The organism is Halomonas qaidamensis (assembly GCF_025917315.1).
Taxonomy (GTDB): Bacteria; Pseudomonadota; Gammaproteobacteria; order Pseudomonadales; family Halomonadaceae; genus Vreelandella; species Vreelandella qaidamensis.
This window is the reverse complement of sequence record NZ_CP080627.1, coordinates 2,120,153-2,139,019: the sequence shown is the minus strand read 5'-3', so window position 1 is coordinate 2,139,019 and position 18,867 is coordinate 2,120,153. Positions and strand designations below refer to the sequence as shown.

At 52.5% G+C, this 18,867-nt stretch carries 20 protein-coding genes; 18 read left to right on the top strand and 2 right to left on the bottom strand.

What is annotated here, in order from left to right:
* Positions 1 to 104: 104 nt before the first annotated feature.
* The 3 genes from K1Y77_RS09935 (at position 105) to sppA (ending at position 2,961) form a co-directional block, all read left to right on the top strand.
* A complete protein-coding gene (locus K1Y77_RS09935; protein ID WP_009722038.1) occupies positions 105 to 1,046 on the top strand; it encodes an RluA family pseudouridine synthase in 942 nt (313 codons plus the stop codon).
* A gap of 10 nt (positions 1,047 to 1,056) precedes the next feature.
* The gene (locus K1Y77_RS09930; RefSeq protein WP_264428263.1) at positions 1,057 to 1,707 is read left to right on the top strand and encodes an HAD family hydrolase; all 651 of its coding nucleotides are present in this window, start codon (positions 1,057 to 1,059) and stop codon (positions 1,705 to 1,707) included.
* A 102-nt stretch (positions 1,708 to 1,809) separates the two neighbouring features.
* Positions 1,810 to 2,961 (top strand): signal peptide peptidase SppA, encoded by a 1,152-nt coding sequence (gene sppA / locus K1Y77_RS09925; RefSeq protein ID WP_030072405.1) that lies wholly within the window; start codon positions 1,810 to 1,812, stop codon positions 2,959 to 2,961.
* A 26-nt stretch (positions 2,962 to 2,987) separates the two neighbouring features.
* Here the strand turns inward: sppA and K1Y77_RS09920 are convergent, their stop codons facing one another.
* Positions 2,988 to 3,590, bottom strand: a complete 603-nt coding sequence (locus K1Y77_RS09920) for a Maf family protein (protein ID WP_030072407.1) — start codon at positions 3,588 to 3,590, stop codon at positions 2,988 to 2,990.
* Between the two features lie 162 nt (positions 3,591 to 3,752).
* Between K1Y77_RS09920 and K1Y77_RS09915 the strand changes: the two genes are divergently transcribed.
* The 15 genes from K1Y77_RS09915 to K1Y77_RS09845 all read left to right on the top strand — a co-directional run bounded on the left by K1Y77_RS09915 (position 3,753) and on the right by K1Y77_RS09845 (position 16,985).
* Entirely contained in the window at positions 3,753 to 4,301 is a 549-nt protein-coding gene (locus K1Y77_RS09915) for a YceD family protein (protein WP_030072409.1), read from the top strand.
* A 36-nt stretch (positions 4,302 to 4,337) separates the two neighbouring features.
* Positions 4,338 to 4,508 carry a 50S ribosomal protein L32 gene (gene rpmF, locus K1Y77_RS09910; protein ID WP_009099300.1) on the top strand — a complete coding sequence of 57 codons (171 nt, stop codon included), beginning with the start codon at positions 4,338 to 4,340 and terminating at the stop codon, positions 4,506 to 4,508.
* 42 nt (positions 4,509 to 4,550) lie between these two features.
* Positions 4,551 to 5,570, top strand: coding sequence for a phosphate acyltransferase PlsX (gene plsX, locus K1Y77_RS09905; RefSeq protein WP_030072413.1), 1,020 nt, complete (start codon positions 4,551 to 4,553; stop codon positions 5,568 to 5,570).
* A gap of 151 nt (positions 5,571 to 5,721) precedes the next feature.
* The gene (gene fabD, locus K1Y77_RS09900; protein WP_264018108.1) at positions 5,722 to 6,681 is read left to right on the top strand and encodes an ACP S-malonyltransferase; all 960 of its coding nucleotides are present in this window, start codon (positions 5,722 to 5,724) and stop codon (positions 6,679 to 6,681) included.
* Between the two features lie 66 nt (positions 6,682 to 6,747).
* Entirely contained in the window at positions 6,748 to 7,491 is a 744-nt protein-coding gene (gene fabG, locus K1Y77_RS09895) for a 3-oxoacyl-ACP reductase FabG (protein ID WP_030072417.1), read from the top strand.
* A gap of 124 nt (positions 7,492 to 7,615) precedes the next feature.
* Complete coding sequence (acpP, locus tag K1Y77_RS09890; RefSeq protein ID WP_008956801.1) at positions 7,616 to 7,849, top strand: acyl carrier protein; 234 nt, start codon at positions 7,616 to 7,618, stop codon at positions 7,847 to 7,849.
* 193 nt (positions 7,850 to 8,042) lie between these two features.
* On the top strand, positions 8,043 to 9,281 hold the full coding sequence (gene fabF / locus K1Y77_RS09885; RefSeq protein ID WP_030072425.1) for a beta-ketoacyl-ACP synthase II: 1,239 nt from the start codon (positions 8,043 to 8,045) through the stop codon (positions 9,279 to 9,281).
* A gap of 6 nt (positions 9,282 to 9,287) precedes the next feature.
* Positions 9,288 to 10,094, top strand: coding sequence for an aminodeoxychorismate lyase (gene pabC / locus K1Y77_RS09880; RefSeq protein ID WP_264428223.1), 807 nt, complete (start codon positions 9,288 to 9,290; stop codon positions 10,092 to 10,094).
* 30 nt (positions 10,095 to 10,124) lie between these two features.
* Positions 10,125 to 11,132 (top strand): endolytic transglycosylase MltG, encoded by a 1,008-nt coding sequence (gene mltG, locus K1Y77_RS09875; protein WP_264428222.1) that lies wholly within the window; start codon positions 10,125 to 10,127, stop codon positions 11,130 to 11,132.
* 63 nt (positions 11,133 to 11,195) lie between these two features.
* Entirely contained in the window at positions 11,196 to 11,849 is a 654-nt protein-coding gene (gene tmk / locus K1Y77_RS09870; RefSeq protein WP_264428220.1) for a dTMP kinase, read from the top strand.
* Complete coding sequence (locus tag K1Y77_RS09865; RefSeq protein ID WP_264428218.1) at positions 11,840 to 12,823, top strand: DNA polymerase III subunit delta'; 984 nt, start codon at positions 11,840 to 11,842, stop codon at positions 12,821 to 12,823. The genes tmk and K1Y77_RS09865 overlap by 10 nt, the downstream gene beginning before the upstream one ends.
* Positions 12,824 to 12,890: 67 nt before the next feature.
* The gene (locus K1Y77_RS09860; RefSeq protein ID WP_264428216.1) at positions 12,891 to 13,226 is read left to right on the top strand and encodes a PilZ domain-containing protein; all 336 of its coding nucleotides are present in this window, start codon (positions 12,891 to 12,893) and stop codon (positions 13,224 to 13,226) included.
* Between the two features lie 121 nt (positions 13,227 to 13,347).
* A complete protein-coding gene (locus K1Y77_RS09855; RefSeq protein WP_030072437.1) occupies positions 13,348 to 14,181 on the top strand; it encodes a TatD family hydrolase in 834 nt (277 codons plus the stop codon).
* A 33-nt stretch (positions 14,182 to 14,214) separates the two neighbouring features.
* Entirely contained in the window at positions 14,215 to 14,781 is a 567-nt protein-coding gene (locus K1Y77_RS09850; protein WP_264428214.1) for a DUF1285 domain-containing protein, read from the top strand.
* Positions 14,778 to 16,985 (top strand): ATP-dependent helicase, encoded by a 2,208-nt coding sequence (locus tag K1Y77_RS09845; protein ID WP_030072440.1) that lies wholly within the window; start codon positions 14,778 to 14,780, stop codon positions 16,983 to 16,985. Before K1Y77_RS09850 ends, K1Y77_RS09845 begins: the two co-directional genes overlap by 4 nt.
* Before the next feature lie 34 nt (positions 16,986 to 17,019).
* On the opposite strand, the gene K1Y77_RS09840 is transcribed toward K1Y77_RS09845, so the two are convergent.
* Positions 17,020 to 18,684 carry an electron transfer flavoprotein-ubiquinone oxidoreductase gene (locus K1Y77_RS09840; protein ID WP_264428211.1) on the bottom strand — a complete coding sequence of 555 codons (1,665 nt, stop codon included), beginning with the start codon at positions 18,682 to 18,684 and terminating at the stop codon, positions 17,020 to 17,022.
* Positions 18,685 to 18,867: the final 183 nt, after the last annotated feature.

Genomic DNA, 18,867 nt, shown 5'->3' with positions numbered 1-18,867 from the left:
TAACAGTAAAGACAACTACCAGCAATTGACGCAATGCGCATTGGTCTACGCTAGAATGCCGTTTTTAGCCTGTTGCTATAAGATCACACCAGGAGTGAGCGTTAATGTCCGAAGGGCGGGAAGTACAGTGGGTGGATATCGCCCCGGAACAAGCAGGTCAACGGATCGACAATTTTTTAATGACGCGTTTAAAAGGTGCTCCTCGTGCATTGATTTATCGCATTGTGCGTAAAGGCGAGGTAAGGGTTAATAAGAAACGCGTCAAAGTGGATTATCGACTTCAAGCTGGCGATTTGGTGCGTGTGCCGCCACTACGTTTAGCGCCGAGAGAAGCCGTTAAAGAGGTTAGTGACAATTTACGTGATTTGTTAATTGGCAGTGTAATTATGGAAGGGCCGGATTGGATGGTGATTAATAAGCCGTCTGGTTTAGCTGTCCATGGGGGAAGTGGCGTAAAAATTGGCTTAATCGAAGCACTGCGCCAAGTGCGCGATGACCTGACTTTTTTAGAGCTTGTTCACCGCTTAGATCGTGATACATCGGGGTGTTTGCTGTTGGCAAAATCTCGTGATGCGTTAGTCACACTCAACGAATCGCTGAAAAAGCACGCTATGGACAAGCGCTACTTAGCGTTGGTTAGCGGACGCTGGCCTGCACGGAAAACCTATGTGAGTGCTCGCTTAGATCGCTTTGATGCGGGTAATGGTGAGCGGCGGGTGCGAGTAGATCCTAATGGCAAGGTGTCGCGGACTCACTTTTCGGTAGTGGAAACCTTTGAAAAAGTCACGCTGATAGAGGCAGAGCCTGTGACAGGCCGCACCCATCAGATTCGTGTCCATGCAGCTCACGCGGGGCATGCACTATTGGGTGATGATAAATATGGAACCCGCGAAAGTAATCACATGGCGCAGCGCCTTGGCTTGGGGCGGCTGTTTCTTCATGCCCGTGCATTAACGTTTCCTGAACCTGGCAATGGCCGTCCCGTTACGGTGAAAGCACCGCTGCCTGAGGCATTGGAAGAAGCGTTAAAACGCGCTCGGAAATAAAGGAAACAACATGCGCTATGAGCTAATTATCTTTGATTGGGATGGCACGCTGATGAACTCTGTGCCGAAAATTGTTGCCTGCATGCAGGCCGCTGCTCTTGATGCTGAGTGGGGTGAGTTAAACGTCAATGCTATTGAAGATATTATTGGCTTGGGCCTGCCTGAGGCGATAGCTAAATTATGTCCTGGTATTGAAGCGGCTCAGGCCGAGCGCTTGCGCCAGCGCTATGCCTATCATTTCGTAGATGGTGACTCGACGCCCATGCCTTTTTTTGATGGCGTAGAAGAACAGGTTGCCCGGCTGCGTGAACGTTCTCATCAGCGTCTGGCGGTGGCGACAGGAAAAAGTCGCCGTGGTCTAGACCGAATTTTCTCCGAGACAGGCAGTGGCGCTTGGTTTCATGGTAGCCGAACGGCAGATGAAACGCGTTCGAAGCCCCACCCTCAGATGATTCTTGAGCTGCTTGACGAGTTACAAGTGCCCGTCGAGCGCGCTGTAATGGTGGGTGATACCGAGTATGACCTTGAAATGGCTAGGTCTATTAATATGGATCGTGTGGGCGTTACTTACGGCGTGCATACTCCCGCGCGGTTGGCAGCCAGTCAGCCTGTGTGGGTGGCGGATGACGTAGAAAGCCTGTTCGATTGGTTGTATGACTAGTTGTATTACCCTGCCCAGCCTTCAGGTTACGCAGAGCTTTTAGATTGTGTTGAAGAGCGACGATTATTAGCGCTATGCCCCAGTTAACACTAGGAATTGTTTATGAGTGATGAGCAGCATCGCGGCAGCTCTGATGACCGCTCCCAGTCCGATAAAGTGCCTTCATCAGATCAGGTGAGTGACCGCTGGACGCAAGGGCCAGACGTTTCCCAGCAAGCCAAGCAGCGTCCGCTGTCAGGTGCTGAAGGTTCGGGAGCGCATTGCTCGGGTGAAAAAAATGATGATGCTGAAACGCTCCGTGAGCGGCAGCGTTTAACACAAATGGAAATGATGGACCGCTGGGTTGGTGGTGTTTTAACAGAGCAGCGCAGAACCCGGCGTTGGAAACTGTTCTTTCGTTTGATGTTGCTGGCGATTGTACTTATATCGCTAACAACAATGTTATACCGCGTATTTTTGGCTGAACCGACTGCCTCCTTGCCTACGCAGCGCCATTTGGCGTTAGTTGAAGTGCATGGTGTGATCACCAGTGATGCGCCAGCAAATGCGGAGCGCATTATTAAAGGGTTGAATCGTGCATGGTCATCAAGTGGTGCGACGGCTGTTGTGTTGCATATTGATAGCCCCGGTGGAAGCCCTGTTCAATCGCAGCGTATCTATGCAGAAATTATGCGTCTGCGTGATCAGGGCGATAAGCCTATTATTGCTGTGATAGAGGATATTGGTGCGAGTGGCGCTTACTACATTGCTTCCGCTGCCGATAGCATCGTGGCGTCACGGGCTAGTCTAGTTGGCTCTATCGGCGTTATTTATTCTGGCTTTGGCTTCCAAGAGGCGATTAACCAGATTGGTATAGAGCGTCGCGTAATGACTGCCGGTGAAAATAAAGCTTTCTTGGATCCTTTTCAGCCGCTTGACGACGACGTGGCTGACTTCTGGCAAAGCGTTCTGACTCAAACCCATGAGCAATTTATAGACGATGTGAAGGCAGGGCGTGGTGAGCGTTTGAGCGATAGCCCTGAGGTTTTCTCAGGGCTTATCTGGAGTGGAGAGCAGGCGTTAGCACTGGGGCTGGTAGATGAGCTAGCCAGTCTCGAACAAGTGGCCCGTGATCAAGTAGGCGATGCTGAGTGGGAAAACTATACGCCTAGCTTAGACCCCTTCGAGCGATTGACGCGCCGCTTTACCCAAACCGCCGCTGAGGTGCTTGGGTTACAGCATACGCATGCTCCTTTGCGCTTTCAGGCCCAGTAATGCTTGGCGCGTAAAAGAGCTATACGCTAGGTGTCGCCGAGCGGGTTCATGCCTGCTTGGCGAAGCATGTCGCACAGGGCTATGAGAGGGAGTCCAATCAGTGCGTTTGGGTCTCGACCCTCGAGCTTTTCAAACAAACTGATGCCCAACCCTTCCATGCGGAAGCTGCCTGAGCTGTCCAGCGGCTGCTCAAGGGCAACATACCGCGCAATTTCTTGCTGGCTTAGTGAGCGAAAAAACACCTCAAATGGCTCGATATGGACGTGATGCCGCTGGTGGCGAGTGTCAACTAACGCCAAGCCTGTTAGGAAAGTCACTTTCTGGCCAGAAAAGCGCGTTAGGTTCTCCCGTGCGCGCTCTTCGGTATGAGGTTTGCCGAGAATGTCGCCTTCAAACAGGGCTACTTGATCAGAACCAATGATGCAGTGGTTGGGGAAGCGCTCAGCGACGGCGTTGGCCTTGCTAAGTGCCAAACGGTGTACCAGTGCGCTGGGCGTTTCATTAGAATAGGGCGTTTCATCAATGTCCGGTGAGCAACACTGATAGGGCACGAGTAACCTATCCAGTAATGCTTGGCGGAAGCGTGAGCTAGAAGCGAGAACAAGTGTGGCATTGTCCGTTTGAGGCACGGTTGTCTCCTTAATTAGCCTGTTGAGGCGTTATTTGCCGTTTATACGAGTGTAACGAAAGCGTAGCAACCTGCCTATTTACGTGGTTGTGGGAGATAATCTCATAAGAATTGCACCGACAGCTTTGACAGCGGAGGGGCGAGTGCCTATCATTGCGCGCCTATGTTGACCTCACAAATCCCCAGCCGGGTCGAGCCTTATAAGCTTGCAGCCCGCCGCGAACGATTAGAAGGCATTGTGGCGCTGAATAAGCTGCCACGCCTAGCTGAAGAAGCAGGTGACCAAACCGGCGACTGTCATGTCGTGCTCGAGTTTGGCGTTGATGCCCAAGGCCGTCGCGAAATTCATGGCCACTTACAAGCGACTCTGGCGTTGCCTTGTCGTCGCTGTCTGGTGCCGCTAAGCCAAGACGTTTCCAGTGATTTCTTATTAGGAATGATTGCAGACGAAGCTTTGGCTGCCGAGCTGCCTGCCAGTCATGAGCCGGTGCTGGTGGAAAATGAACAGCTGGACTTGCTGACGGTAATAGAGGATGAGCTTATCCTCAGCTTGCCGCAGGTGGTCTATCACGATGAGACCGAATGCCATGTCTCGGCGGAGCAGCTGGTCAGCAAGACCGAAGGCACAGCGGATGAGTCCGCTCCGGCCAAGAACCCTTTCGCAGTGCTTAGTGCTTTGAAAAGCAGTGGCGCTTTGAAAGGCAAAAAGTAAGCATCACTTACCTTAATTACCTTGGAGTAAACACCCATGGCAGTTCAACAGAACCGTAAAACTCGTTCCAAGCGCGGCATGCGTCGTAGCCACGATGCGCTGAGCGCACCGACTCTGTCCCAGGACAAAGAAACCGGTACTACTCACCTGCGTCACCATGTTTCTCCAGACGGTTTCTACCGTGGTCGTAAAGTGGTTGAGGTTTAAGCCTTAGCACCTTTATGAGCGGCAAAACAGGGTGGGTGCTGTGTGCGCCTAGCGATTGATGTAATGGGGGGTGACCAAGGCCCCCGTGCCATTATCGAAGGCTCCGCCAGGGCAGTAATTGAACGCCCCGACCTAGCGTTAACTTTGTTTGGTCCGCGTCAGCAGATTAATGCTGAACTTTCGCGTTTGCCGCAGCCTTTGGCTGCGGCAACGTCACGTTTGGTGGTAGCTGATGCTTCAGAAAGCGTGTCTCAGTCAGCAACGGCTGCTTGGGCAATGCGACGCGGAGGCGCTACTAGTATGGCGTGTATGCTGCGCAGCCTATCTTCAGGTGAAGCGGTGGCAGGAGTAAGTGCGGGAAATACCGGAGCCTTGGTCGCTTTAGCGAGGCGTGAGCTTGGTATGTTGCCTGGCATCTCAAGACCCGCAATAAGTACTGCCATCCCTGCGCGCGGTGGACGTCGCTGTTATTTGCTTGATTTAGGAGCAAATGTAGATTCGCCTGCATCTAGGCTATTTGACTTTGCCATGATGGGTGCCGCTATGGCTCAGTGTATGGATCGTGTCAAGCGACCCCGCGTTGCCTTGCTGAATGTGGGTTCAGAAGCTACAAAAGGTAGTGCTAATGTACGCGAGGCGGATCGTTTGCTGCGTGAAAGTGCTGCCAATTTAAGCTTTGACTACCTGGGCTACGCCGAGGGTGGGGATATTTTTCAAGGCGATCTTGATGTCGTTGTGTGCGATGGCTTCGTTGGTAATGTCACGTTAAAGGCCAGTGAAGGGCTGACTCGTATGTTGGTGGAGCGTGTACAAATGGCGTTTGAGTCACGCCTGAGTGGACGTTTGGCAAGTATACTGGCCAGGCCTGCACTGAAGAGGCTTAAGCGGGAGCTAGACCCGGTACGCTATAATGGGGCCAGCCTCTTAGGGCTACAGGGTATTGTGGTGAAGAGTCACGGCAGTACCCAGGCGGATGGCTTTTACTACGCTATTCAGCGTGCATTGCAAGAAGTGGAGCATGATTTGCCGGTACGAATTGCAGCACGCTGGTCGCGTTCTTGAGCGTTGTCAACGCAGTAGATAATAAGACGTTATATATTTTTTGCGGGCTATTGGTGGTGGCAGGATGCGCCAATCATCATTCTAGTAGTGGTTCCAATAACCCGCTTATCGCTCAGATGAGCAAATGCCTACAAGAGCAAAGGTGAACGACATGTCTCAACCCCTTGCCCTCATTTTTCCCGGGCAAGGCTCTCAGCAGCTTGGAATGCTGCGAGAGCTAGCCGAGCGCTATAGTGTGGTGGGAACTACATTTGAGGAAGCCTCAGACGCTCTGGGCTACGATTTGTGGAAAGTCGTCCAGGAAGGTCCAGAAGAAGCGTTGAATGCCACGGCATGCACTCAGCCGGCACTACTTGCCTCCAGCGTTGCTATTTGGCGTATTTGGCAAGAGTTGGAAGGACCCCGCCCAGGCGTTATGGCAGGTCATAGTCTTGGTGAATATAGTGCTATGGTCTGCGCTGGAGTGATGGGTTTCGCTGAAGGTGTACGCCTTGTTCGCCTGCGTGGTGAAGCCATGCAGGAAGCTGTGCCTGCAGGAGAGGGTGGCATGGCAGCGATTCTTGGTCTTGATGACAGCGCCGTAGAAGCGGCTTGTGCCCGAGCGGCACAAAATGAAGTAGTGTCTGCTGTTAACTATAATTCGCCTGGTCAGGTGGTTATTGCAGGCAGCAAAAATGCTGTTGATAGAGCTATTGCGGCTTGTCAAGAAGCCGGAGCCAAGCGAGCGCTTCCTCTGCCGGTGTCAGTACCCTCACACTGTGCGCTGATGCGGCCTGCCGCCGAGCGTCTTGCCGCTGCTATGCAGGCTATTGAATTACGCGCGCCTCGTTATGCGGTGATTCAAAACGTCGATGCGCAAGCCCATGCTGATATTGAAACATTGCGTACGCGCCTAATCGAACAGCTTTATCAGCCTGTCCGTTGGTCATCTTGCGTTGAAGCGATGGTCGAACAAGGTGCTAATGTGTTTATTGAGTGCGGGCCTGGCAAAGTGCTTACTGGCTTGAACAAGCGCATTATACGTAGTGCCAAAGGGTTGGCGGTAAATGATCCTGATAGCTTGGATTCAGCCCTTGAGTTAGCACGTGATGCATCGGCGGGTGGTGCGTGAAAAATGGTGCGTGTTAAGTCGCTATTTTCCGCTACCCTTGCTTAGTTAGGTTGAAGGAAGAACGTTATGACTCAAGAACGAAGAGTTGCACTAGTCACTGGTGCTAGTCGAGGTATTGGGCGAGCCATTGCCCATGAGCTTGGGCGTCAAGGGCGTATCGTGGTGGGTACAGCCACTAGCGAGTCGGGCGCTGAAAAAATTGATGCCGATCTAAAAGAAAAGGGCATTGAAGGCGCAGGTATTTGCCTGAATGTGACTGATCAGCAAAGTATCGACCAGGTGCTCAAAACCATAGGTGAGCGTTTTGGTGCCCCAACCATTTTGGTAAATAATGCCGGTATTACCCGCGATAATTTGCTAATGCGCATGAAAGAAGATGAGTGGGACTCCGTAATGGATACCAACCTCAAATCGGTTTATCGCGTTAGCAAGGCGTGTTTGCGTGGTATGACAAAAGCACGCTTTGGGCGTATCGTGTCGATAAGTTCAGTAGTGGCAACGATGGGCAACCTAGGCCAAACTAATTACGCTGCCGCTAAAGCGGGGATGGAAGGCTTTAGTCGTGCGTTGGCGCGCGAGGTTGCTTCACGTGCCATCACGGTTAATGCAGTAGCACCTGGGTTTATTGCAACGGACATGACTGAAGCGTTGCCTGAAGCGCAGCATGAAATGCTGCTTAAGCAAATTCCTCTTTCGCGTCTAGGTGGGCCTGAGGAAATTGCGGCTGCTGTTGGTTTTTTGACAAGTGACGCTGCAGGTTATATCACTGGTGAAACGCTGCACGTTAACGGCGGCATGAATATGCGTTGATGGCCTTAGGTTTGGCGGTTGCGTCAGCTTAAGGGCGTCTATAAACTACCCCGCAGCTTTTGGCTTGCGGTTTCCAAATGGCTGGTTATCAAAAACGGCTAATGTGAACGACTGGAGTACGTTGATGAGTACTATTGAAGAGCGCGTGAAGAAAGTTGTGGCAGAGCGCCTGAACGTTAAAGAAGAAGACATCCAGAACAGCTCTTCTTTTACTGAAGACCTGGGTGCTGATTCTCTTGACACCGTTGAACTGGTGATGGCACTTGAAGAGGAATTTGATACTGAAATTCCTGATGAAGAAGCCGAAAAAATCACTACGGTTCAAGAAGCTATCGACTACGTGAATGCCCATCAGTAAGGGCTAAGTTGAAGCAATGAGCCAGGGTGGGGTGCTTACCCACCCGTATAAAAAGCCGTCCTGAGTAGGGGCGGCTTTTTTGCTTTGTTATCACAATGAAGTTAACGTTCAATCTCCGTTATACTAGTCACCAAATTTCTGCAGCAAATGACCCAGATGGGTCGTGTCACCATGGATGCCTGGAGGAAAGCTGATGGCGCGAAGAAGGGTAGTGGTAACTGGGTTAGGCCTGGTGACCCCAGTGGGCAACAGTGTTAATGAGTCGTGGGCAAATATTGTCGCCGGTAAAAGTGGCATAGCGCCGATTGAGCACTTTGACACAAGTGGTTTCAACACGCGTTTTGGGGGATCGGTTAAAAATTTCGATATTAGCCCCTACCTGAATCCTAAAGACGCACGCAAGATGGATTTGTTCATCCAGTATGGCATGGCGGCGGGAGCCCAAGCTGTTCAAGACTCGGGGCTTGAGTGCACCGAAGAGAATGCCGAACGAATTGGGGTGGCGATCGGTTCAGGCATTGGCGGCTTGCCAATGATTGAGCATAACCATAATGCACTAAATAAGGGTGGCGCACGCCGCGTTTCGCCGTTTTTTGTTCCCGGTTCAATCATCAATATGATTTCCGGCAACATGGCGATTCAGCACGGCTTCAAAGGCCCGAACATCGCGATCACTACAGCGTGTACAACGGGTACCCATAACATTGGCTACAGCGCCCGTACGATTGCTTATGGCGATGCTGATGTAATGATCTGTGGTGGTGCAGAAATGGCTACCACCCCATTAGGATTGGGCGGCTTTTCGGCAGCACGAGCGCTCTCTACTCGCAATGAAGACCCTCAGGCGGCGAGTCGCCCATGGGATACTGATCGTGATGGCTTCGTATTGTCAGACGGTGCGGGTGTGCTTGTTTTGGAAGAGTATGAGCATGCGAAAGCCCGTGGTGCCAACATCTATGCAGAGCTTGCCGGCTTTGGTATGAGTGATGATGCCTACCATATGACGGCGCCGCCGGAAGACGGGCGTGGTGCTGCACTTTCCATGAGCAATGCCATTAAAGACGCGCGTATGGATCCGGCGGATGTGCATTATATTAATGCACATGGCACGTCTACTGCAGCGGGTGACTTAGCAGAAAGTCGGGCGATTGAAAAAGTGCTTGGCAGCGCAGCTCAGCAGGTTGCAGTGAGTTCTACCAAATCGATGATTGGTCATCTATTAGGTGCTGCAGGCGCGGTTGAAGCGGTGTTTAGTATTTTGGCTATTCGAGACCAGATTGCACCGCCTACCATTAACCTGGATAACCCGCAGGAAGGTTGTAATCTTGATTATGTACCACATACCGCGAGAGAGATGACTATTGATGTAGCCCTCTCAAACTCGTTTGGATTTGGCGGCACCAACGGCTCACTGCTGTTTAAAAAGGTATAACTCGCAATGCCAATGCCCCAGGTGCCGTTTGACGACCGAGGGCTTGCATATGGTGACGGAGTATTTGAGACGGTGCTGCTGCGCGCTGGTGTTCCTGTGTTATGGGATTATCATTACGCGCGCTTACTGCTGGGCTGTCAGCGTTTGAATATTCCGTTGCCCTCTAGGGAACAGTTGGTCGCCAATTGGCAATCTCCACCTAACGCCGAACTTGAAATACTCAAACTAATCCTGACCCGCGGGAGTGGTGGTAGAGGGTATGCGACGCCAGACAACTCTCAACCACGCTTGCTTAGCCGTAGAACACCTTTTGTGGTAAATGCTGACCGTTGGCATGAGGGGGTTAATATACGGATTTGCCAGTTGCGTTTGGGGCACCAGCCGTTACTAGCTGGCATTAAGCACCTAAACCGCTTGGAAAATGTGCTAGCGCGTCAGGAGTGGAATGACCCAGCCATCGCCGAAGGTTTGCTTGGAGATGCTGATGGGTGGCTAGTGGAAGCCACCAGTATGAATGTCTTTTGGCAGCAAGCGGGAGCGCTTTTCACTCCTCCATTATCGCAATGTGGCGTGGCGGGCACCCTGCGAGCCGCTTTATTGGATCATGGCGTGGTACAGGAGGCTGCTATTGCGCTGACCGCTATCCATCAAGTTGATCGTCTATGGGTAGCTAACTCGGTACAAGGTGTGTGGCCAGTGAATAAGCTGTTAAGTGAAACAGGCGTGGTTTTGCAGTCCTGGAATCCTGCAGGTCACGATAGGCTGCAAGTAGTAGGCCATGAATTACTTGGCTATTCGCCGACCTCCCGTTAGGCAGAATTTTATCAACATTATTGAGGTGTCATGGTGAAACGGTTTTTAGCTGCCATCGGTGTCGTGGTCGTGGGTGGGTTCGCAGCAGTTGTGGGCGGCTATGCTTACTGGCAGCACCGCTTATCAGCACCGATCTCTCTTGAAGAACCCGCGCTTTATCAGGTTCCTGCGGGTGCTGGGTTCAATCAGGTCGTTCGAGAGCTGGAAAGCCAGGGTTTTATTGAAGATGCTTGGGCGTTTCAATTATTAGCGCGTGTCGAGCCTGAGCGGGTACCACGCTTACGGGTGGGTGAGTATCAGCTAACCCCAGGGATGAGCCGTCTTGAGCTGATTGCCCTCTTGGGGAGCAATAACGTTGTCACTTATCCATTGACGATTCCCGAAGGATGGACCTTCCGCCAAATGCGCGAGCTGCTAGACAATGCGCCAAAACTTGAGAATCGAACGGCAGAGTTAGGTGACGACGAAATTATGTCGTTGCTAGGACGTGAAGATACTTTTCCTGAAGGCTGGTTTTTCCCCGACACGTATCGCTATCACCTGGGTATGAGTGATGTTGATATTTTGCGTCAGGCACTGTCTCGCATGGAGCGGATTCTAGAAGAAGTCTGGGCCGCTCGTAATGATGATTTGACGATTGATACGCCTTATGAAGCGCTCATTATGGCATCGCTCATTGAGCGTGAAACGGGAGCGCCGGAAGAGCGCCGGGAGATTGCAGGTGTTTTTAAACGTCGCATGGAACAGGGAATGCGTTTGCAAACAGATCCCACTGTCATTTATGGCATGGGCGAACGCTATGAAGGGCGAATCACCCGTGCGGATTTACGTGAGGCGACACCCTATAACACCTATGTGATTGATGGCATGCCGCCAACGCCGATTGCCTTACCTGGGCGGGCTTCCCTTGAAGCGGCTGTGAATCCGCTACCCGGAGAAACGCTTTACTTCGTCTCGCGCGGCGACGGTACCCACCATTTTTCACGTACATTACGTGAACACAATAATGCGGTTAATCGCTATATTCGCAATCGCTAATTAGCTTAAGTCATGGTTTAGGTGTGATGTGTTTTTTTCGAATTTACTCAGTAAGGGGCTTCAATGAGCAAGCGCGGACGCTTCATCACCCTTGAGGGTGGTGAGGGAGTCGGAAAATCTACTAACGTAGCGTTTGTAGAGACATGGCTACAAGAACGCGGGATAGAGGTTGTGCGAACCCGTGAGCCCGGAGGGACGCCGCGCGCTGAAGCGATTCGAGGATTGCTGCTTGATCCCTCTTTCGATGAACCCTTGCACAGTGATGCCGAGTTGCTATTAATGTTTGCCGCGCGCGCCCAGCATCTAGCGCAAAAAATAGTGCCGGCGCTTGAACGCGGTGCCTGGGTGATTTGTGATCGTTTTACCGATGCGACCTTTGCCTACCAAGGTGGCGGCCGCGGAATTGAGACAGATCGGATTGCTCAGCTGGAGCAGTTCGTGCAAAAGGGTCTCTCCCCGGATCTAACCCTGTTGTTAGACATGTCACCTGAGGCTGCGAAAGAGCGTCTTGAAGGGCGTTTAAGAGACCAGCAAACTCAGCGTGACCGCTTTGAGCAAGAGCAAATAGCCTTTTTCGAAGCTGTGCGACGGGCTTACCTCGAGCGTGCTGCCGCTGCCCCCCAGCGCTTTGCAATTATTGATGCGGGGCGAGCGCTTGATCACGTACAGGCGTCGCTAGCTCAAGCGCTAGAAGAGCGAGTGGCGTTATGGCAATAACGGGCGTGTTGCCCTGGCACCAGTCCACGTGGCAGCAGTTGATTCGTCTCATCAATGAAGGGCGATTGCCGCACGCACTGTTAATCAGCGGCGCACATGGAGTTGGCAAACAGCAGTTGGCGGAAGCGTTGATTGCTCGAACGTTATGCGCACAGCCTGGCGAGCTAGCCTGTGGTCATTGTCATAGCTGTGCCATGTTGGCTTCAGGCTACCACCCCAACTTGATGCGCATTTCTCCAGAAGAGGGTAAGCGCCAGATTCGGATTGACCCCATACGTGAAGTAAACCGCTTTGTTTCGCAAACCGCGCAGCAAGGGGGCTACCGTGTGATTGTTATTTCTCCCGCAGAAGCAATGAACATTGCAGCGGCAAACGCATTGCTCAAAAGTCTTGAAGAACCTGGTGACAAAACGCTGTTTATTTTGCTGTCAGACGTCCCTTCGCGCACGCTACCTACGATTCGCTCCCGCTGCCAACAGTGGCCGTTAGCCAGTGTTCCCTTTAATGATTGCCGAGGCTGGTTGACTGAGCAACTTGGTAGCGACGAAGCACATTTTTGGTGGCGAGTGTCGGGTGGTTTGCCGCTGCTTGCGGTGGAATTGGCAACGCCGGAAGAGCGCGCTCTTCGCCATCAAATTCATGATAGTTTCGAGCAGTTAGTGCGTGGCGCTGAGCCTGTTTCAGAAGCTGCCAGGCTACACCGCCAGGCTATTGATGCCATCTTGTGGTACGGTATTGCTTGGCTTGAAGACTTGATTAGATTGGGCTTGTCTGGGGAAACCTCAGTACTACATAACCCTGATTTAGAGTCGTTATACCGTCAAGCGATGAAAAATGGGCGGGTTCAGGATTGGTTCCGATTGCTGGATTATGCACGAGAACAGCGCCGCCTATTCGCCGTGGGCGCTAACCCAAACCCTCAGCTAGTGCTAGAAGCGTGGCTGGTACGCTGGTCAGCGTTACTGCGTTCTTAAGGTTTTTGTACATAGGGTTTTTGTACATAGGGTTGTTGCCAATAGAGTTGTTGCCAACGAGGCTGTTATGACGGTTCAAAAAGCACTTTCTTTGACAATACCAGATATACCGACGTTGCTTTCCGCGTATATGCCTTTTCTGGATAGAGGTGGCATTTTTGTACCGACCAAAGCGCCCTATAGTCTTGGTCAACAGGTCTACTTGTTGCTGACGCTGCCAGGGGAGAGTGAGCGCCTCTCGATCACTGGTCATGTTGTTTGGGTATCTCCCGAAGGCGTGAGTGGACAGCGAATGCCAGGGATCGGATTGCATTTTAGTCAGCAGGACTACTCAGTCCGTGATCGTATTGAAACATTGCTGGCCGGTCAGTTAGATAAAGCACCTCCCTCTTTTACGCTCTGATAGAACTGAGTTAACAAAACTAAGTTAGCAAGCGCTAAGTTAGCAAGTACCGAGTTAGTACCGCAGTTACAGTGTACAAGACCTGCCCCTTTACCCTTTTACAAGAATTTAAGAGAGCTGCATGTTTGTCGATTCCCACTGCCATTTAGACCGTTTATCAGAACAAACCCACGGTGGCGATATTGCCGCAACGCTGGCGGCTGCTCGTGCTGCCAATGTGAACCAGTTCTTGGCTATTGCGGTGACGCTTGAAGAGATGCCAGGGTTGGCGGCAATTGCCCGTGAGCACCACGACGTGGTGATTTCTGCTGGATTGCATCCGCTTCATCAAGCTCCAAAAGAGCCTAGCGTAAGTGACATTGTTGAGGCGGCTGAGCAGTACGGTGCAGTCGCCATCGGTGAAACAGGTCTAGATTATCACTACCAGGACAGTGTACCTGTGGCGGTCCAGCACGAGCGATTTAAGCGTCACTTAATGGCGGCTACTGAGCTTGAACTGCCGGTAATTATTCATACCCGTGAGGCGAAAGAGGACACATTAGCGCTGCTGCGCGAGCACACTAATCCCGATGTAGGCGGCGTATTACACTGCTTTACCGAAGATTTAGACATGGCTCGTGAAGCCGTGCGCCTTGGGTTCTATATTTCGTTATCGGGTATTATTACCTTCCGTAATGCTGCCTCGCTTAGAGAGTTGGCAAGCAAACTGCCGCTTGATCGACTGCTGATTGAAACCGATAGCCCTTATTTGGCGCCTGTTCCCCATCGTGGAAAACCCAACGAACCTGCCTGGGTGGTTGAGGTGGCAGAGTGTATCGCTAAGGAGCGGGGTATCAGCGTTGATGAAGTGGCGATGCAAACCACCGCCAACTTTTATCACCTATTCCGCGCGGCGGTGCCCGATGCTCCTGATCATGTAAAGGAAGCGCTGGCACAGTCTGGTTTAGTGGTATAAGTGCTACTGAGCGCACAACCTGGGAGGTAAGCGATGAATATTGATCGGCTTATGCAGCAATTTGACGGCTCTGCGACGATTCCCCCCGTTGAGCAGTGGCAGCCAGCCCTGAGTGGCGATATTGATATCGTTATCCAGGCTGATGGCACATGGCTGCATGAAGGAAAGCCGTTTGTGCGCCTAGCCATACCACGGTTGCTAGCAAGTTTATTACGACGCGATACTGATGGGTATTGTTTGGTAACGCCGGTTGAGCGCTGGCGTGTCACCGTGGTTGATTGCCCATTCGTAGCGGTAGAAGCAGACTTTCACGACGATGCCTGGTGGCTGACAACCCAATTCGATGACGTTGTTCGTGTGGATGAAGAGCATCCACTCCGTCTCTCCAAAACGCCAGAGGGTGACCTTGCACCTGAGTGCGCTGTGCGTTTTGGGCTAGCTGCGCGTTTGCACCGCAATGTCTATTACCGGTTAGTAGAGCAGGCCACGCTGAGCGAAGCAGACGATGGCGAATGCCAATGCCGTCTCTACAGCGCAGGATCTTGGTATGTCTTAGGTCAGTTTAATGCCAATGATGTAATGCCAGGCGAGGAGACGTGAAGTTAACCGCTGAACAGCAAGCCGTTGTCCATCATCAAGAGGGGCATGCCCGCGTAGCTGCTGTCGCGGGGGCAGGTAAAACTACGACGATGGCCGCGAGAGTGCTTCACTTGCTGGCGTCTGGTGTCGCTCCGAAACGGATGTTGGTGCTGATGTTCAACCGCTCAGCTAGGGACGATTTTCAGCGCCGCTTGGTGAGTATGGCGCCCAAAGGCCAGCCGTTGCCCGATGTGCGCACCTTTCACTCCCTTGGCCACCGATTGACCCAGAGCCTGTGTCGATGGGGCGCGCTTGCGCCAAGACGTTTACTATCTGCTGACTGGCAGTTAGAGCGCCTTTTACGCCAAGCCAGCCTGAATGTCCTTCACGATGCCGTTGAGCGTCGCGATGCCGCATTGGAAGGTGATCGGCTGGAAGCGCTTGCGCATTTCTGCGGGTTGGTAAAAGCAGAAATGCTGTCTGCCGATACGCTCTACAAACGGTTGAATTACGAGCCGGATACGGACTACTTTCCCAGAGCGTTTGATGAGGCCGAGCGGCTGTTGCACGCTGAAGGCGTCATGACCTACGCCGATTTGCTCTATCGTCCTTTGCAGGTGCTTGAAGCCGACCAAGCATTACGTAGTCGTGTAGAAGGTTTTCTTGATCATGTGATTATTGACGAATATCAGGATATTAATACCGCACAGCAGCGCTTACTGGGGGTGCTAGCGGGCACCAGTGCCAATGTGATGGCGGTTGGCGATGCTAATCAGTGCATCTACGAATGGCGGGGCGCACGCCCTGACACCATGTTGGAAAACTTTACGGCGATGTTTGGCAGCGCTACAGACTATCCGCTTTCCATTACGTTTCGCCATGGCCACGCGCTGGCGCTAACCGCTAATCATGCCATCATGGCTAACCAGCGTCGGCCGGATCAGCTCTGTTTAGCGGATTCCAATAATCCTGAAACCCATATCTCTGTTGGTCAAGGCAGCCGTCTGCTACTTGATGCTTTAGTTGATTGGCAAGCTAAGGGGCGCGCACTGAGCGATGCCAGCTTGCTGGTTCGCAGTTGGGCGCTTTCGGTGCCTTTTCAGCTGGCGCTGTTACAGGCGGGTATTCCGTTTCGTCTTCAGCGAGAAGATCGTTTTGTTTTCCGGCTCCCACTAGTGCAGGCATTAGCAGGCTATTTGAAACTGTCTCGCCGCCCAGAGCTATTGCGCGATCCCGAGCAACTGATGCTGCTTCTATCGCAGCCAACCCCATTTGTCGCCCGCGAGGGGCTTCAGCGGTTGGCGTATCAATTAGCCAGCACCCAGCGTTGGCCTGAGCGCCACGAGCCGGTACTCACCACTTTAAAGCCACTGCAGCGGCGGACACTTAAAAAACGCTGGGCACTGCTATGCGAGCTACCCAAGCTGAGCGCTTGGCCACCTGCAAAATTACTGAGCCATGTGGTGGAGACGATTGACGCGGAAAAAACCCTAAAACGTGCAGCCGCAAGGCGTGACAAAGGTGAAGAAGACGTTCGTCTATTGGATGTGCTGATTGAGCAGGCCGATAGCGTAAAAGACCCTGATGCGTTTATCGAACTGCTCGAGCGTCCAGTAGAAAACCAAGCTGGCGGTGTGCTGATTAGCACGGTTCACGGAGCCAAAGGTCTAGAATGGCCGCTTGTCGCCGTTGCTGGCGTGAATGAAGAGGACTTTCCGCATTACAGTCGTGACAACCCGATTAACGACGAGCGGCTAGAAGAAGAACGGCGGTTGTTTTACGTGGCGATCACTCGTGCCCAAGAGCAGTTGCTGGTATTGCATGATGGCGGGGCTCATCGGCCTAGCCGCTTTATTGCCGAAAGCGCCTGGCAGGACAGTTTGCGTATGGCCTCATGTCTGGCGCGTCAAGAACCCCCAGCAACAGCTGTACAGGTCACATCACCAAGTTTAATGAAGCGCTATCTTGAACGGTTAGGGCGCACAGATATTGAACTTGAAGCGCCGCGGGTCAATGAGGCAGCGGCAACTTATCAGGCTGATGCACACTTTTACCCTGGTCAGCGCTTGTTACATGCCGTGTTTGGAGAAGGGGAGGTGGCTTCGGTGGAAGGTAATCCCTCCGATCCGGTCATCGATGTGAGGTTTGCACAGGCCGGGCGGCGCAGGTTGATTGCTCGGCGCGCACCCATTGAACGCTTAGAGCCACCAGCGCAGCCAGCGTAACTGGCTGCGCAGTATGGCTATTTAGCGGTACTGCTTACATATTGGGATAGTTAGGACCGCCGCCGCCTTCTGGCGCTACCCAGGTAATGTTTTGTGCTGGGTCTTTAATATCGCAGGTTTTACAGTGTACGCAGTTCTGGAAGTTGATCTGGAAGCGCGGCTTGCCTTGGTCATCCTCAACCACTTCATAAACGCCTGCAGGGCAGTAGCGCTGAGCTGGTTCTGCATAGATTGGCAGATTGTCACGAATCGGTAGCTCTGGGTCTGCTAAGCGCAGGTGGCAAGGCTGGTCCTCTTCATGGTTGGTGTTAGACAAGAAGACAGAGGTCGACTTATCAAACGACAGCTTGCCATCGGGCTTCGGATAATTGATTTTTTCGAACTCGGCCGCAGGTTTTAGCGCACCGTGATCGGTGGTGGTGTCGTGAACATTGGGTAGCTTATTACCCAGTAGTTGATTGGCGAAGTTATAAGCACCACCACCCACCGTGCCATATTTGTGAATCGCAGGGCCAAAGCTTGCGCTCTCTTTCAGCTCTTCATATGCCCAACTGTTTTCCCACTTCTCAGTGAAGCTGGCAAGCTCCTGAGCGCCTTCATCACCACTCTTAATGGCCTCAAAGACGCTCTCAGCTGCTACCATGCCGGACTTCATCGCGGTATGCAGGCCCTTGATTTTGGCAAAGTTCAGCGTGCCCGCATCGCAGCCAATCAGCAGGCCACCAGGGAAGGTCATTTTCGGTAGGCAGTTAAAGCCACCTTTAACAATTGCGCGTGCACCATAAGCAACCCGTTTGCCGCCTTCTAAATACTGGCTAAGCACCGGGTGATGCTTCATGCGCTGGAATTCATCAAAAGGTGACAGCCAGGGATTCTTATAACCAAGATCCATAATGAGGCCAACGACGATCTGCTGATTCTCCGCGTGATAAAGGAACCAACCGCCGTGAGTGTCTTTTTCAAGCGGCCAGCCCGAGCCGTGCAGTACAAGCCCTGGTTCATGCTTGTCAGCGGGCACATCCCATAGCTCTTTTAAGCCAATTCCGTAGTGCTGCGGGTCGCGGCCAGCATCTAGCGAGAACTCTTTGATTAGCCGTTTGCCCAGGTGGCCACGGGCGCCTTCGGCAAACAGCGTGTATTTGGCGCGCAGCTCCATGCCTGGCATGTGACCATCTTTGGGGGTGCCGTCTGCGCCAACGCCCATGTCGCCAATCAGGATGCCGCGCACTGCGTCATCTTCAATAATTACTTCCTGGGCTGCAAAGCCAGGGAAGATTTCCACCCCCAGGGCTTCTGCCTGCTCAGCCAGCCAGCGGCACAGGTTGCCCGCACTAATCACATAGCGGGTCAGGTCGCCGCCGGTGTTATGCATGCTTTTGGGCACCAGCGCATTGGGAATTTTCTGCGCTTTTTGGGCATCTTTTAACAGATAAACATCGTCACGAACGGCAGGCGTATTGAGCGGTGCGCCGCGCTCTTCCCAGTCGGGAAACAGCTCAGTCAGTGCGCGGGGCTCAAACACAGCACCGGAAAGAATATGGGCACCGACTTCGGAGCCTTTTTCGACCACACAAACCGTTAGCTCTTGTTCCGCTTGGGTTGCCTGTTGCATCAAGCGACAAGCAGCAGCTAGACCAGAGGGGCCTGCCCCGACAATGACTACATCGAAGTCCATGACGTCGCGTTCAACATTTTCCACCTGGTTTCTCCTTACGCTTATAAGTGCCATCTTTTGCAAAGACTAGTTCATGCTTACGGGGTGGGAACTAGCTTATAAACAGATGGCCTTAATTTAAAACGGTCGTTTGCTTCTGGTTATGCTCCATGATAGGCATAATACCCTTGTCAGGTCACCCCTACGATGGCAAAAGCACCATTTATC